This window comes from Bartonella japonica (assembly GCF_040545385.1).
Classification (GTDB): Bacteria; Pseudomonadota; Alphaproteobacteria; order Rhizobiales; family Rhizobiaceae; genus Bartonella; species Bartonella japonica.
The window spans coordinates 351,632-367,483 of the sequence record NZ_JBEPLT010000001.1 but is presented as its reverse complement, the minus strand read 5'-3'; the positions used below and the strand labels follow the sequence as shown (position 1 = coordinate 367,483).

The following is a 15,852-nucleotide window of genomic DNA, read 5'->3' as shown; positions in this document are numbered from 1 at the left end:
AACACCGATCTTCACCTCGTATCCCTGTTATGGAAAACAATAACTATAAAAATTAAGAGAATATTTTTTCAATTCAGGCGCATCAGTCTACTATAAACTAGTTTCCTCATCTATTATATTTGTTAGCTCTCAATAGAGCCTTCTAATACCTGATAGCTATCTAATGTCACAAACATGTATCTCTCATGTCAAAAAGCTCTCGCTCATACTACAACACGTTCCCAATGCTATGACAATTTTTACATACATCGAGAAAATTCTGAAAATACATTTTTGATTCTTATCTCAAGCAATTTTATTTGCACCCAATTTTACTTAAAACGCAAAACAAAAATATTCTCTTCTGAAGGATTTTTACCATTTTAATAAAACTATCTTCCACAAAATTTTCAGAGCTATAATATCCCTTCTTTGGGCACACATAAAAGAACCTTGCACATAAACCATTTAGAGAATTAAACGCGCTATAAGATACTTTTATGAAAAATTTAAATCTTAATATTTAAAGTAATTTTTTCCAAAGCTCCCATTGATTCTAAAGCTTATCAAAACTAAAATTGTGGCACTTTTTTCTAAAAAACTATTAAAATTCTTTTTGTTCTCATCTAACATTTCTACTCACATAATACGTTATTAACCTTTTAAATAGTATTTTATCTTGTCTCTATGTGCTATAAACTTTCTTGTCAGGCTAGAATGCCCCTCCTCAATACCCCAAAAATAAGTTTAAAGAATTTTCCCATGCCTAAAACAGATATTGAAATTGCTCGCACTGCTCAAAAACAACCCATCACTGAAATTGCGCAAAAAATTGGTATCGCACATGAAAATTTGATTCCTTATGGACATGATAAAGCTAAAATTTCTTCTGCATACATAAGATCACTCCATAAAAATCCTGATGGGAAACTTATCCTTGTCACAGCGATCAACCCAACGCCTGCGGGAGAAGGAAAAACAACAACAACCGTTGGTTTGAATGATGCACTCAATCTCATTGAAAAAAAAACAATCGCAGTCTTAAGAGAACCATCATTAGGTCCTTGTTTTGGGATAAAAGGTGGGGCTGCTGGAGGTGGTTATGCCCAAATCATACCGATGGATGACCTTAATCTGCATTTTACTGGCGATTTTCATGCTATCACGGCTGCCCATAACCTTCTTGCAGCAATGATAGATAACCATATCTACTGGGGGAATTCCCTAAACATTGATCCACGCCGCATTGTTTGGAAGCGAGTCCTTGATATGAATGATCGTGCATTGCGTGATATCATTATTTCATTGGGTGGAGTTACCAACGGTTTTCCACGACAAACAGGTTTTGATATTACTGTTGCATCAGAAATTATGGCTATTTTTTGTCTCGCTGAAAATTTAGAAAATCTTACGCAAAGACTCAAAAAAATTATTGTTGCCTATCGTTATGATAAAACACCCGTCACTGTCGCTGATCTTAATGCAGAAGGTGCAATGACAGTTCTCCTTAAAGATGCCATACAACCCAATCTCGTACAAACAATTGAAAATAACCCCGTTTTTGTTCACGGAGGGCCTTTTGCTAATATTGCTCATGGCTGTAATTCCGTTATAGCAACAAAAACCGCTTTAAAACTCGCCGATTATGTTGTCACAGAAGCCGGATTTGGAGCCGATCTTGGAGCAGAGAAATTTTTTAACATTAAATGTCGACAAGCGGGAATTAGACCAAATGCTACAGTAATTGTAGCAACAATTCGAGCATTAAAAATGAATGGTGGTGTAGATAAAGATAATCTAGCAGAAGAAAATATCACTGCTTTACAAAAAGGAGCAGATAATCTTTTAAGGCACATAAAAAACATGGAATACTATGGTATCCCTTGTGTTGTAGCTATCAATCATTTTGATTCCGATAGCGATGCTGAAATAAGCACATTACAAAAAATAGTTGCGACAACTGGATGCAAAGCTATTCTCTGCCAACATTGGAAACGAGGTGGAAAAGGCGCTATAGAACTTGCACAAGAACTTATTACCTTAATTGAAGAAAAAGATTCCCATTTTAAAGTTCTTTATCAAGATGATCTTCCACTTGTTCAGAAAATTAACTGCATTATAAAAAAACTCTATGGTGGATGTCGTGCTATTATCCCAACCCCTATTCTCAAACAGCTTGAATCTTGGGAAAAAGAAGGTTTTGGCACATACCCTATTTGTATGGCAAAAACACCCTATTCCTTTTCTTCTGATCCCACACAATACGGTGCCCCTACTGATTTTGAAATTCCTGTACGAGAAGTTCGTCTCTCAGCAGGTGCTGGCTTCATTGTTGTCATTTGTGGAAATATTATGACCATGCCTGGCTTACCACATCATCCTGCCGCTGAAAAAATTCAACTCGACGAAAATGATGAAATTCAAGGGCTTTCATAAAACTGTGTTCGCACATTCAATCATCACTCATAAAAAATTGCTTATAGCAAAAAAATAGAATCTTAAAAAGCAATGTAGACAAATGCCTTATATGTATGATATATACCTCATAACGTATTTCCTTTTAATATATTTTAAAAGGGATAGGTTTTTTGCCTATTATTTATGACACTAAAAAAAGCAGGATAGACCGTGCAAGTACTCGTTCGTGATAATAATGTTGATCAAGCGCTGCGTGCGCTGAAAAAAAAGATGCAGCGTGAAGGCATTTTCCGTGAAATGAAGATGCGCGGATATTATGAAAAACCATCGGAAAAGCGCGCTCGTGAGAAAGCTGAGGCTGTTCGTCGTACGCGTAAACTTGCTCGTAAGCGCGCACAAAGAGAAGGCCTTGTTAGCAACGGTCGAGCTGCTGCATTAAGATAGAGAGTTATCACACTAAAAATGAATGTCTCACTAAAATAGTGAGGTGTGATGGTAGTGTGTTTTTCTGATATTTTGATGTCTTACAGTTACATTAGTTGTGATGTAGGGGTAGTGTTGTGGTACTGAGATTAGACTTTTTCTCAATGTGAGTTTTGTTTTTTTCTTTCGTTTTATTTGTCTGATGTTATTCATTATCTGCTTTATTTAAAATGTAGTTTTTTGCTTTTTGTAAGTTAGTGAATTTTTCTGGGCTTTTAATCATCTCAAATAGAAAAAATCGAACACATTGTTCTTTAACGTTATTCAAAGTGTTTATTGCTGTGTGAAATACGCATTACATGTAAATTTTTTTGTCTGTCCCTTAATATTTTCTCTTTGCTCACAAACCCCATAATAATTTTACTTATCTGATATTAAGTATTCAGTATCTTTATCCTATAAATCAGTGCAAATTATGAAATGGAATTAATTACCACTATAGACATTGAGTCGATAAGGCATCATCATAGGCGGTCAAAGCATTGATTTATAATCATAAATCACTGATTTGCATATTGAATTAAGAATCCCAAATATCGTAAGATTCTCTCATTTCAAATCTGTCTATGTTGAATCAATCGAAAACATTCCTTTGCACGTCATAAGCGGAGCTGGCGTATGAGTAAAAACTGTATAAGAAAGGATTTTAAAATGGCTCTTCTGAACCTTCTTAATGCAAGGTCTGTTACAACATTGGGAACTAGCAAATATAATGATAGTGCCGGCTTGCTTCTCCATAAGCATACAAAACATTGATTTATAATAATAATTCACTGCTTTGCATATTGAATTAAGAATCCCAAATAACGTAGATTCTTTCATTCAAATCTGTCTATGTTGAATTAAACAAAACCATTCGCTTGCACATAACAAACGTGCAAGGCATGATATCAAAGTACTCTCTTTTTCTCATTTATTAAGAAACTCTATAATGCCTATTATTGTATAATAATCCGGAATTCATAGATGCCTATATAGTCCAAATTCTCTGCTTAGTATATCATTGGAATGAGCAATAAATGAGATGATATTATCCTAAAATAAAACTGCAAGGTTTGTAAGAAACGTTGCAAACTAGGAGTCGTTGTCTTTTTTATATTGATAACGTCATAAGCCAGACCATCATATCTTGTTTTCCCCCAATGCTGCCCACAATCCCGCATTAAACAGTTCATGAGTTATAGCTGTATCCGCATTAAAACTGCTTTTAAAATCGCATACCAATTGCATTATTAACATGTGATTAAATAATTTTTTGCTCATAATATGAATATAGTTGACTCTTTCTGTTTTGAAAAAAGTAGATACAATGTGTAATCTTTGTATGTCATGAAAAAGCTAACCCAACGCGTAAGATATTCAATCGTTTCGATATTCATCTAAAATAGACAATTATATGAGGATCGGATGCTGCTTTAAAAGTATACTCTCATAAGCATTAAGAGATGCAAACTTTTGTTTCATTTATTCCGTATTCTTATAATAATTCTCTCGTTGTTTAGATATCTTTAACTAGCAGTGTGCTATATTTTTTTAATACTATCTTTCAGATTGTAGATTATCGATATGCAGAAATGAAGAGATAAAAGGTTTAAGTGTGCAGTATTCTAGTTGGTTTAGATTTTCAACACCCGCATTATGCATCTTCATAGTAGGAATCGCTGTATTTCATTCATCTCACTTTTCGTACGCACAGACATCTTATCAAAATTTAGGACCAAGTGGTTTACCACTTCCACGGTTTGCTTCTATTAAGCCTACTCGTGTTAATGTACGTGTCGGACCAGGAAGCAATTATTCTATCATCTTTACCTATACAAAACAGGGCTTACCTATCGAAATCATTCAAGAATATGATCAATGGCGTAAAATTCGTGATGCAGAAGGTGATGAAGGATGGGTATATCAATCGCTTTTATCAGGAAAGCGAACTGCTATCACTATTCCATGGCAAAAAGATAAAACAAAAAGGTTGCTGCTACGCAAAAGCCCTTCAGACAACGCAAAACTTGTTGCAGAAGTAGAATCTAATGTCATTGGTAACATTCACCAATGCGATGGAAACTGGTGCGAGTTAAGCATTAATAATATCCGAGGATGGCTTCACCAACCCCAGTTATGGGGAATTTATCCTGATGAAAAAATTAAAGGCTAATGAACCTTTAAATCAATCAAGTTTGTTTTTTACTGAATTTTCTATATTCTATAGGATCATCTTTTCGGTTTTAACCGAACTATCAAATCAACATGTGATATTTCCATACCTTCTGGTGGTTTAGGCAAATTCCCAATAATAGGAGCTTCTCCTAAATTACAAGGAATATCAAGAATACGATTTTCGCCTTCGATATAAAAATGGTAGTGATCAGACGTATTGGTATCAAACCAAGTTTTCGAACCTTCTACAGCAATAATCCGCAATAATCCTGCTTCTGTAAATTGGTGAAGTGTATTATAAACAGTCGCTAAAGATACAGGAACGCCTAATCTAACTGCTTCTTCATAAAGCTCTTCAGCAGCAATATGACGGTTACCTTGAAAGAAAATCATATTAGCAAGCTCTAACCGCTGACGTGTTGGACGCAACCCATTTTGACGTAAATGTTTTTCTAACATAGATACAGAACGATGACGCACAATCTTCTCACAATCTTGCGTAGACTGTTTTTCCTCATTCAAAGCTAAATTTTCTGTGCTCACCGACATACTACGAACCATAATTTTCTTTTCCAATAGGGATAAAATACAAAAAATGAGGATAATACGCTATAATTTTTTATTCCATTTTTAAATAATCTACTATGCAAAATACATAAAAAAGGGGGAGTGTCATTAAAAATGATATAAAATCATTTCCCTCTTCTTAAAATTTGCTCTAAAAGTAGGTGGGGGAAAAGCACAGAAGTCAAAATATACGCAAATAAATGGAGTAACAATGGCTGAACAAAAGTCTCGCTACACTTATGAAGAACTTCTAAGCTGTGCTCGCGGCGCAATGTTTGGTAAGGGCAATGCGCAATTACCTGCACCACCGATGTTGATGATTCATCGAATCACTCAAATTAGTGAAACTGGCGGTGAATACAATAAAGGAATGGTTCGTGCTGAATTTGATATTACTCCAAACCAATGGTTTTTTGACTGTCACTTTTTAGGTGATCCGGTCATGCCAGGATGTCTTGGGTTAGATGGTATGTGGCAGTTAACAGGTTTTTTTCTTGGTTGGCTAGGTGAACAAGGAAAAGGAAGAGCTATATCGACAGGTGAAGTCAAATTGTCCGGTATGGTAACCCCGCAAACCAAAATTCTTGAATATGGAATCGATTTTAAACGTATCCGACGCGGAAACTTGGTCTTAGGAATAGCCGATGGATGGGTGAAAGCAGATGGAGAAGCCATTTATAAAGCAAGCGATTTACGTGTTGCTTTATTTAAAGAAGGTTGAAGCCATTTCTATTAAACGAGACATTTTGTTATTCTGTATGAAATAAGGAGGTATGAATGCGTCGCGTTGTTGTAACTGGAATAGGAATTGTCTCCGCAATTGGAAATGATCCTCAAACCGTTCGAACCAGCTTGTATGAAGCAAAGTCCGGAATTTCTTATGCACCCCAATATGCTGAATTAGGCTTTCGTAGCAGAGTTTATGGCAAACCTGATATCAATATAGAAGAACTTGTTGATCGACGTGCTTTGCGTTTTCATGGGCGTGGAACTGCTTGGAATCACATCGCCATGGATCAAGCAATTGTTGATGCAGGTTTAGAACTTCATGAAGTCTCAAACGAACGCACAGGTATCATTATGGGTTCTGGAGGTGCTTCAACACAATCAATTGTTGAAGCTGCTGATATTACACGCCAAAAGGGTCCAAAGCGCGTTGGTCCTTTTATTGTTCCCAAAGCAATGAGTTCTACAGCATCCGCAACGCTTGCAACTTTTTTTAAAATTAAAGGCGTGAACTATTCAATTTCTTCGGCTTGTGCCACTTCTAATCATTGTATTGGGAATGCTTATGAATTGATCCAATATGGTAGGCAAGATCGTATTTTTGCCGGTGGTTGTGAAGATTTGGATTGGACATTATCTGTTTTATTCGATGCCATGGGTGCTATGTCTAGCAAATATAATGATGTACCGGAAAAAGCTTCACGTGCCTATGACCTCAACCGTGATGGATTTGTTATTGCTGGTGGAGCTGGTGTTCTCGTTCTTGAAGAATTAGAACTCGCTAAAGCACGCGGTGCAAAAATTTACGGAGAAATTGTTGGATATGGTGCTACATCCGATGGACACGATATGGTTGCTCCATCTGGTGAGGGAGCAGAAAGGTGTATGCGTATGGCTCTTGCAACCGTAAATAATAAAATTGATTACATTAACCCTCATGCAACAGCAACACCTGTTGGTGATCCCTCTGAAATAGAAGCAATAAGACGTATCTTTGGAACAGGGGATCAATGCCCACCAATTTCTGCCACAAAATCTCTAACTGGTCATTCTTTAGGAGCGGCAGGCGTTCAAGAAGCAATCTATACATTATTAATGATGAATCACAATTTTATTTGCGAAAGCGCACATATCGAAGAACTCGATCCAGCTTTTGCCGATATGCCCATTGTTCGTGAACGTCGTGAACATCAACAACTTAATACTGTATTGTCAAATACATTTGGTTTTGGCGGTACCAATGCAACGCTTATCTTCCAACGTTATGCATGAATAGGAATTCTTAGCTGGTTGAAAAAGAACGGTCTTACGGAGAATAATATGAAAGGTTTGATGGAGGGCAAACGCGGCCTTATTATGGGGGTTGCAAATGACCATTCAATTGCTTGGGGCATTGCGTGTCAACTAGCAAAAGCAGGTGCTGAATTAGCATTTACCTATCAAGGAGATGCTTTCGGAAAACGAGTGCAACCATTAGCAGAAAAACTCGGCTGCAAATTGTTGCTTGAATGTGATGTAGAACAAATTGAAAATGTCGATCGCATCTTTGAACATCTTGAAAAGGAATGGAAAACTATTGACTTTGTTGTTCACGCAATTGGCTTTTCGGATAAGGCTCAGCTAAAAGGACGTTACGTTGACGTCACAACACGTGAAAACTTTAAACGTACAATGGTTATTTCAGCTTACTCCTTTACTGAAATTGCACAACGAGCTGGTAAGCTTATGCCCAATGGAGGTGCGCTTCTAACACTTACCTATGGAGCTTCACAGCAAGTGGTCCCTAATTACAATATTATGGGTGTCGCTAAAGCAGCCTTAGAAGCTATGGTGCGCTATTTAGCCGCAGATTTTGGTCCTCAAAATATCCGCGTGAATGCAATTTCCGCTGGTCCTGTTAGAACCCTAGCTGGTAATGGAATTGCTGCTGCACGCGCAATTTTTTCGTATCAACGCCGTAATGCACCTTTGCGTCGTACCGTAAACATCAACGAAATAGGAAAATCTGCTCTTTACTTGCTCTCTGATTTATCATCAGGCGTTACAGGTGAAATTCATTATGTTGATTCAGGCTACAACATCATGTCGATGCCAACACTGGAAGAATTAAAACAAAGTGAAGAAACTCGAGGAGAATAATTACTTGTGGCTCTCTTAAAATGCAAAGAATGCTCGTTTGCATATACCGCTTTTAAAATATATTGAATGCTCTCTTTAATGTATAATATCTATCATTAGAAAATGATGGTTTGTATTCAAAAGTATAACTTGGATAATGATCGAATTTCTCATTTCTAAGATATATTTTATGAGAAACTGTGCTTCGTATGAGCTTACAATTTTCAAAGTATTGCTGCTTTCGTCTCATAGGTCCGTGTGACCTATTTCAAAATTCGTATAGCAATATATTTGGTTTATAATAATAATTCACCGTTTTGCATATTGAATGAGAGCCATTGAATATCGTAAGATTTTCTCATTTCAAACTCTTGATATGATAATCATTCCCTTCTATGTTGCAATAAATTCAAGAGATAAACATCGCTTGAGATAAAAGCTAAAAATACCTCTCATGAACCACCTCAAGACAAGAGTTGTCAGGAACGGTTAGAAGCCGACAAATAAGTAATGATGCCATGTTTACCTTCACAAAGGTAAAGATCGGTTGTACGCAATGTATTTTGCATTATACCCTTCATAAAAATTATTCTGAAATAAGCTTGAAAGCTTCAAAAAACGTTTTTTAAAGGTAAATTTCTAGATGGACTGCACAATGATATCCTACAGTTCAATAACGCTCCTTTGTGGATGAGAAGTACAAGCATATTAAAGAATACAATAAAAAACGTAAGGTGATGCGTAATTTCCATTATTTTTAAAATATGGCTGTAAATACTTTAAGTGTCAAAAGCTGAATTAAAAAGTAATGATAAGACTAGAAATTAATTTTTTACCTTTATGTCTTTATATTCTTCCCTAAACAAGACTACATGTCTATTTTAGAAATTATCTAAACATAAATACGCAACACATTCACTCCAACCCAGTATACAAAGCTGAAATGACTTATAAAGTACTACTCTAACCTTTGTCTCAAATTACTGCTGCATTATCACCACATTTTTCACATGTTTGAATAATTTAAAAACATGCCGTATCATACATTTCATCTTTGAGTGTTCGACTTAGTAATGTATTGGCTGCTTCAACTACGTTTTTACTACAAAATAAAATTTGATAAATTTGCTCTGTAATTGGCATTTCTATTCCAATACGTTGTGCTAATGTACGCACTTCTTTAGTGTTGAAATAACCTTCAACAACTTGTCCAAGTTGTTTTTCTGCTTCTCTTACATCTATTCCTTGACCAAGCAGCATTCCAAAACGGCGATTACGTGACTGGTTATCAGTACATGTCAAAACCAAATCGCCCAAACCTGTCATACCCATAAATGTGAAAAATTCAGCTCCCATAGCGATTCCCAAACGACTAATTTCAGCTAGTCCCCGTGTAATGAGGGCTATTCGAGCATTCGCTCCAAATCCCATGCCATCGGATATTCCTGCACCAATAGCAATAACATTTTTAACTGCTCCACCTAATTGAACACCGACCATATCTGAATTTTTATAAACTCTAAAACTTTTTCCACAATGGAAAAGTTTCTGTAATTCTTCACTAAATCCAGCATCAGAAGCCGCTACTGTAATTGCAGTAGGCAAACCGATAGCAATTTCTTTAGCAAAAGATGGTCCCGACAAGACAGCTAAAGGAATCTTATCACCTAAAATCTCACGCGCAACTTCTTGCAAAAGACGTCCTGTACCACGCTCTAGACCTTTTGTAGCCCAAACAACACGCGAATGTTGATTCAAATAAGGCTGAATATTGCACAATACCTGATGAAATGCATAGCTTGGAACAGCGATCAATATATTGCGACTTGCTGTTATTGCAGTCTCCAGTGAATCTTCAAGCAATAGATTATCAGGAAACCGAATATCAGGCAAAAATACCTTATTACAGCGATATTTCTGTAATTCTTTGATATGTTGAGAATTATGTCCCCATAGTAAAACACGATGGCCATTACGAGCAAGAACAACGGCTAATACTGTCCCAAAAGAACCGGCACCAATAACTGTCATTGAAATGGCATTCATTAAGTTTTTTGACTATTTTCCAAATTCTTTGTTTCAATTGTGTATTGTTATTGTAAACACCCCATGAAATATTATTTCATATAAATATTCAACAGATTTGAAAATAACACTCCTCGGTGACTTCATTCTAACACAACATAAAACCTTTTCAAACCCCTCATGCCTTTATCTGAACTGTATAAATACATCTCTTGTACATTCTATAAATGACTGTTTATCTCAAATTAAAATTAAGGCTGCACTCAATTATCTATAAATTCCCTTATTTAAAATAAAAGCACATTTAAAATTATAATCACCCCATGATCACTCCTGCACTTATCAGCCCCATATATCTTACAACTTTTTTGTGACCAATACCTACCAAAAGAGCCAATGCTGAATGCATTGGCTCTTCTGATATTTTCACTCTAAGCAACTACCTTATAAAACCTGCGTATTTTGCGCTTGTTCTACAGGAACTTCTACCTCTAGTATTTATTACTCCATGGAATCATGTGTGTTTGGTGCCTGTCCCGTAGGTATTTCTGTACCTTGCACCTTCTCCATGGGAGACTGTATATCTGGAACTCGTCCTGCAGGCACCTGAGTATCTAATAATTTCTCCTCCAATACGGAACTATCTTCTTTTGATATTTCTGGCTCAACAATACGTCCTGAACCACCCATCATATTATAATTCAAATGGGAAATAGCCCACCAAGTGCCTCCAACAATAATAAAAACGCAAATAACTACAAACCACAAAGAAGCTAAGTTCCATTTAGCATCTGGACCAGAATTCAAATGCAAAAAGAAAACAATTTGCACCATAATCTGGATAATCGCCATCCCAATAAGATATGCAACCTTTGTGCTAATTGCCCAACTTTCCATCATCCCATACATCACAGGAAAAAAAGAACCCAAAGTAAATAATACAGCCAAAATAAAGCCAACTAAATAGGAACCTGTACTAGGGCCGTGTGTTTCGTTTTGCATGCTCATTATAGTGCTCCTAACAAATAAACCATGGTGAAAACACCAACCCATACAATGTCAAGCAAATGCCAAAAAATTGAAAGACACGCTAAACGCGTTTTATTATCCTGATCTAAGCCACTACGACGCAGATGACAAAACATGACAACCATCCAAAGAAGACCAACACTCACGTGAAGGCCATGGGTGCCAACCAAAACAAAAAACGCTGACCAATAAGCAGAAAGTACTTCTCGCCCGAAAAGCTGTACCCCTGTTTCAGGATCAATACCCGCATAAGCACCAGGATCGTAATAAAATACCTCGCCCAAAAGCTCATGAAATTCATAAAGTTCCATTCCAATAAAGCAACATCCGAGTGCAAAAGTGATCGCCATCCATAAACGTACACCACTGATGTTGCCTTTATGCACTTGTACCATTACAAATCCATAAGTAATCGATGACAGCAACAAAATCGCAGTCTCAACCAAAACAAAGTGTAAATCAATAAACTCATTACCCGCTTTTCCTCCCCCATAAGAAGCAGAAAAAACAGCAAAACTTGAAAAAAGTGTCGCAAATAGGATCAAATCCGAAAGAATATAGATCCAAAAGCCAAATGTCATTGTTGAGCTACTATCGTGATGATGCTCATCAACGTGAGCATTACTCATTGCTGTCGTACTCATACTGTTGCTCCTTGTTCTTTAAGAACAGCTGTAAAAACATCTTCAGTTTTTTGCACTTCTTCCGCTGAAATATAATAACCATGGTGATCACCCTTTAACGAATGACACACAATCGTTGCAACAAAGCCAATTAGTCCAACCGAAACAAGCCACCAAATATGCCAGACAAGCGCAAAACCAACGACTAACGAGAAAAACCCTGCAATAATTCCAGCCGACGTATTTGATGGCATATGAATTTTTGTAAATCCACTGGTTGGACGTTGATAACCATTTTTCTTCATATACCAATAAGCATCATCAGACCGAATCTCTGGAAGCATTGCAAAATTATAAGAAGGTGGAGGAGAAGAGATAGACCATTCAAGCGTCCGTGTATCACCCCAAGAATCATTTACTGTTACTGGTAAGCATCCTTTATGCTTGATACCGTACCAAATCGCCAAAAGAACCTGTAGTACAAAACAAAGAATACCAAGTAAGATAATACAAGCGCCCAATGCGGCAATTATAAACATTGGCTGCCAGCTAGATTCCATGTAATGTTGAAGACGGCGCGTTGCACCCATTAATCCAAGCGCATAAAGTGGGAAAAAGGCAAGATAAAAACCAACGAACCAACACCAGAAAGATGCTATGCCTAATGCCCGATTCGGTTTATAACCAAAAACTTTTGGAAACCAAAAAGCAAGTCCAGCTAAGTATGCAAAAACAACACCTCCAATAATTGTATGATGAAAATGGGCTATTAAAAAGAGCGAATTATGAAACTGCCAATCAGCAGGCACAATAGACAATAAAACACCCGTTAATCCACCACCAACGAAAGTGAAGATCATTCCCATGCACCATAGCATTGGAGGCTCAAAACGAATTCGACCTTTATACATAGTCAGCAACCAATTAAAGACTTTAACACCGGTTGGAATTGCGATAATCATCGTTGCAATACCAAAGAAGGTATTTACAGCCTCACCCCCACCCATTGTGAAGAAATGGTGCCCCCAAACAAGAAGCGAAAGAATCAAAATGACCAACATTGCCCATATCATTGAAGTATAACCAAAGAGGCGTTTTGAAGAAAAAGTTGATACAACTTCAGAAACAATTCCAAAAGCAGGAATAACCAAAACATAAACTTCAGGATGCCCAAAAACCCAGACATAATTAATCCATACCATTGGATTTCCGCCACCAACATTGGTAAAAAAATTCATACCCAAGTAACGATCACATGCCAAGAGCGCAAACGCTACAGTTAAAACAGGATAAATAACTAAAATCAGAACATTGCTGACAAAGGCGCTCCAACAAAAAATAGGCATTCTCATCATTGTCATCCCAGGAGCACGCATTTTAATGATAGTCGCAACAAAATTGATTGAACCCATCGTTGTCGCAATACCAGAAAGCTGAAGCGACCATAAATAATAATCCACCCCTGTATCTGGACTCATTTGCAACTCTGTGAAAGGTGGATACATCAACCAACCACCACGACCAAAATTACCAACACCTAGTGATATATTAATCAATATTGCTCCTGCAGCTGTAATCCAAAATCCCAAATTATTAGCAAAGGGAAAGGCAACATCACGAGCGCCAATTTGAAGAGGTATAAGATAATTGAAAAGACCAAATAAAATCGGCGTAGCCATGAAAAAGATCATTATGGTGCCATGAGCCGAAAAAATCTGATCAAAATGCTCAGGAGGTAAATAACCTGCCGTTTCACTCCCAAGAGCTAAAGCTTGATGCGTTCGCATCATAATCGCATCCGCAAAACCACGAACAAGCATGATAATACCAAGGATGATGTACATAATGCCAATGCGTTTATGGTCAACTGTTGTAATCCAATTTCGCCATAGAACTCCCCACCACCCAAGTACTGTCAAAGCAATAACAGCAATTAAACCACCCACAACAATCGCAATACATGTGTATAAAACGATCGGCTCATGTGCAAGTGCATGAAAAGCACCAGCAGTAGGATCTGTAAGTCTTCCAAACATTGTCTTAACCCATATCAAATGAATTCGAGCTTAAAAGAAACCTCATTTTTAAAAGGATCTTTCTTAATCGATATTTTAAATTACCTAGCGATATTTAAATAACGCCAGGATCAAAAACTGAACAAAGTGCACCCCAAAGTGTCTGAGCTGCAGCACGCTTCATCAAGTCTTCATTACATACCGCCTTGTCATCGACACATCGATTAACAATATGGTAGTAAAGCCGCTTCTCAACAGGTGCAAAATAGCGCACTCTAGCATCCTTTTCCTTCGCAGCAATATCACCCATACGAGGCGCAACAGAAAGCTGACGATAAGATGCACGATCAAGCATTTGGCCATGAGCCCGTGCTTTAGCAATCCAACCATCAAAATCCTGCGAAGATACAGAATGCCATTGAAACCGCATACTTGCAAAACCATCACCGCTATAATTTGCCGAGCTTCCTTTGAACACTCCTTGTTCTTCAGCCACTAAATGCAACTTAGAATTCATCTGCGGCATAGCATAAAGAACTGTACCCAATTTGGGCACCCAAAAGGCATTAAGAGAATTTTCAGATGTTATCTGTAACAAAACCTGACGCCCTTTAGGCGCATAAATTTCATTAATTGATGCAATATTATACTCAGGATAAATAAAGAGCCATTTCCAATCCAGAGCCACAACATCAATTTGTAATGGCTTACCTTCACCAACAACTTCCACCGGAAGAGGTTTCTCTGGCTCAAGCTTATAGGTATAATAAGCTGTCAACGAACCTAAAACAATCACAATAATAACAGGTATGCCCCACATAAAAGCTTCAATTTTATTCGAATGCCCCCACTCAGGTAAATACTCCTTTGCTGTATTCGACGCACGATATTTAATGGCTAAAAATACCACACTCACCATCACTGGGATCACAACGCAAAGCATAACAGCAACGCAGACGATGATCAAAATAAGCTGTTGACGTGCTACATAACCTGAAGGTTGAAGAACATCAAATTTACAACCAGATAAAAGAAACGTAATCCCTAAAATAACGAGTACCTTCATTCGTCTAACAAAGCTTCTCATTTCACCTACCCCATCATACACACTAAAAGTTGCCATAAAAAAATGACGAAACTTTAATGATACGTTTACTTATTTAAAAAGAATTATCAAGTAAATTCAAATATCCCTATTAACATTATACAATTTTTGATCTCTCTATATCTCATTTAAGCCTATTAGTAATATATTCAAGCGCAAACCAATATCCATCACGCCCACAGCCAGCAATAACCGCATCTACAGCTCTAGATGTATAAGAGTTATGACGAAAAGATTCACGCTGATAAATATTAGACAAATGAACCTCTACTTTTGGTCCTGAAAACATTTTTAAAGCATCAAGAAGCGCAAGAGATGTATGACTGTAAGCCGCTAGATTGACGATCAATCCAGCACTCATCCCAATTGCTGCCTGTATCCATTCTATCAATTGACCCTCACTGTTACTTTGATGAAAATGCACCATCACACCAAGTTTTGTTGCCCATTCTCTGCAAAATTTCTCAATATCCTCTAGAGTTTCAGTTCCGTAAATTTCTGGTTCACGTCTACCAAGAAAATTCAAATTAGGACCATTTAAAACAGTTATAATTGTAGACATAGAAAACCTCTTCGTTTCGACCTTTATCCTATAAAAAATTGAGCA

At 37.1% G+C, this 15,852-nt stretch carries 13 protein-coding genes; 6 read left to right on the top strand and 7 right to left on the bottom strand.

What is annotated here, in order from left to right; genetic code table 11:
- Positions 1-741 precede the first annotated feature (741 nt).
- From ABID39_RS01555 to ABID39_RS01545, 3 genes are all read left to right on the top strand, one after another.
- Positions 742-2,415, top strand: coding sequence for a formate--tetrahydrofolate ligase (locus tag ABID39_RS01555; RefSeq protein WP_354185341.1), 1,674 nt, complete (start codon positions 742-744; stop codon positions 2,413-2,415).
- A 192-nt stretch (positions 2,416-2,607) separates the two neighbouring features.
- Positions 2,608-2,841 (top strand): 30S ribosomal protein S21, encoded by a 234-nt coding sequence (gene rpsU, locus ABID39_RS01550; RefSeq protein ID WP_354185339.1) that lies wholly within the window; start codon positions 2,608-2,610, stop codon positions 2,839-2,841.
- A gap of 1,636 nt (positions 2,842-4,477) precedes the next feature.
- Complete coding sequence (locus tag ABID39_RS01545; RefSeq protein WP_354185337.1) at positions 4,478-5,035, top strand: SH3 domain-containing protein; 558 nt, start codon at positions 4,478-4,480, stop codon at positions 5,033-5,035.
- Positions 5,036-5,091: 56 nt separating this feature from the next.
- Here the strand turns inward: ABID39_RS01545 and irrA are convergent, their stop codons facing one another.
- Positions 5,092-5,586: an iron response transcriptional regulator IrrA gene (gene irrA, locus ABID39_RS01540; RefSeq protein ID WP_354185335.1), complete on the bottom strand. Its 495-nt coding sequence runs from the start codon at positions 5,584-5,586 to the stop codon at positions 5,092-5,094.
- Positions 5,587-5,815: 229 nt separating this feature from the next.
- Here irrA and fabA point away from each other — a divergent pair, with 229 nt between their 5' ends.
- Genes fabA through fabI form a run of 3 tightly spaced genes read left to right on the top strand, consistent with a single transcriptional unit; the run spans position 5,816 to position 8,469 of the window.
- A complete protein-coding gene (gene fabA / locus ABID39_RS01535; protein ID WP_354185333.1) occupies positions 5,816-6,325 on the top strand; it encodes a 3-hydroxyacyl-[acyl-carrier-protein] dehydratase FabA in 510 nt (169 codons plus the stop codon).
- Between the two features lie 56 nt (positions 6,326-6,381).
- Complete coding sequence (gene fabB / locus ABID39_RS01530; RefSeq protein ID WP_354185331.1) at positions 6,382-7,602, top strand: beta-ketoacyl-ACP synthase I; 1,221 nt, start codon at positions 6,382-6,384, stop codon at positions 7,600-7,602.
- A 48-nt stretch (positions 7,603-7,650) separates the two neighbouring features.
- Complete coding sequence (gene fabI, locus ABID39_RS01525) at positions 7,651-8,469, top strand: enoyl-ACP reductase FabI (protein WP_354185329.1); 819 nt, start codon at positions 7,651-7,653, stop codon at positions 8,467-8,469.
- A 1,002-nt stretch (positions 8,470-9,471) separates the two neighbouring features.
- On the opposite strand, the gene gpsA is transcribed toward fabI, so the two are convergent.
- From gpsA to aroQ, 6 genes are all read right to left on the bottom strand, one after another.
- Positions 9,472-10,494, bottom strand: coding sequence for an NAD(P)H-dependent glycerol-3-phosphate dehydrogenase (gene gpsA, locus ABID39_RS01520; protein ID WP_354185327.1), 1,023 nt, complete (start codon positions 10,492-10,494; stop codon positions 9,472-9,474).
- Between the two features lie 480 nt (positions 10,495-10,974).
- On the bottom strand, positions 10,975-11,481 hold the full coding sequence (cyoD, locus tag ABID39_RS01515) for a cytochrome o ubiquinol oxidase subunit IV (protein WP_354185325.1): 507 nt from the start codon (positions 11,479-11,481) through the stop codon (positions 10,975-10,977).
- Complete coding sequence (locus ABID39_RS01510; RefSeq protein ID WP_354185323.1) at positions 11,481-12,146, bottom strand: cytochrome (ubi)quinol oxidase subunit III; 666 nt, start codon at positions 12,144-12,146, stop codon at positions 11,481-11,483. The genes cyoD and ABID39_RS01510 overlap by 1 nt, the downstream gene beginning before the upstream one ends.
- On the bottom strand, positions 12,143-14,161 hold the full coding sequence (gene cyoB / locus ABID39_RS01505; protein ID WP_354185321.1) for a cytochrome o ubiquinol oxidase subunit I: 2,019 nt from the start codon (positions 14,159-14,161) through the stop codon (positions 12,143-12,145). Before cyoB ends, ABID39_RS01510 begins: the two co-directional genes overlap by 4 nt.
- A gap of 94 nt (positions 14,162-14,255) precedes the next feature.
- A complete protein-coding gene (gene cyoA, locus ABID39_RS01500; RefSeq protein WP_354185319.1) occupies positions 14,256-15,227 on the bottom strand; it encodes a ubiquinol oxidase subunit II in 972 nt (323 codons plus the stop codon).
- Positions 15,228-15,369: 142 nt separating this feature from the next.
- Positions 15,370-15,807 carry a type II 3-dehydroquinate dehydratase gene (gene aroQ / locus ABID39_RS01495; RefSeq protein WP_354185317.1) on the bottom strand — a complete coding sequence of 146 codons (438 nt, stop codon included), beginning with the start codon at positions 15,805-15,807 and terminating at the stop codon, positions 15,370-15,372.
- Between the last annotated feature and the right edge of the window lie 45 nt (positions 15,808-15,852).

Coding starts and splice junctions, on each gene's coding strand:
- ABID39_RS01510 (WP_354185323.1), bottom strand. CDS start 12,146: ATGAGTACGACAGCAATGAGTAATGCTCACGTTGATGAGCATCATCAC.
- fabB (WP_354185331.1), top strand. CDS start 6,382: ATGCGTCGCGTTGTTGTAACTGGAATAGGAATTGTCTCCGCAATTGGA.
- gpsA (WP_354185327.1), bottom strand. CDS start 10,494: ATGAATGCCATTTCAATGACAGTTATTGGTGCCGGTTCTTTTGGGACA.
- cyoA (WP_354185319.1), bottom strand. CDS start 15,227: ATGAGAAGCTTTGTTAGACGAATGAAGGTACTCGTTATTTTAGGGATT.
- cyoB (WP_354185321.1), bottom strand. CDS start 14,161: ATGTTTGGAAGACTTACAGATCCTACTGCTGGTGCTTTTCATGCACTT.
- irrA (WP_354185335.1), bottom strand. CDS start 5,586: ATGTCGGTGAGCACAGAAAATTTAGCTTTGAATGAGGAAAAACAGTCT.
- fabA (WP_354185333.1), top strand. CDS start 5,816: ATGGCTGAACAAAAGTCTCGCTACACTTATGAAGAACTTCTAAGCTGT.
- cyoD (WP_354185325.1), bottom strand. CDS start 11,481: ATGAGCATGCAAAACGAAACACACGGCCCTAGTACAGGTTCCTATTTA.
- ABID39_RS01555 (WP_354185341.1), top strand. CDS start 742: ATGCCTAAAACAGATATTGAAATTGCTCGCACTGCTCAAAAACAACCC.
- fabI (WP_354185329.1), top strand. CDS start 7,651: ATGAAAGGTTTGATGGAGGGCAAACGCGGCCTTATTATGGGGGTTGCA.
- aroQ (WP_354185317.1), bottom strand. CDS start 15,807: ATGTCTACAATTATAACTGTTTTAAATGGTCCTAATTTGAATTTTCTT.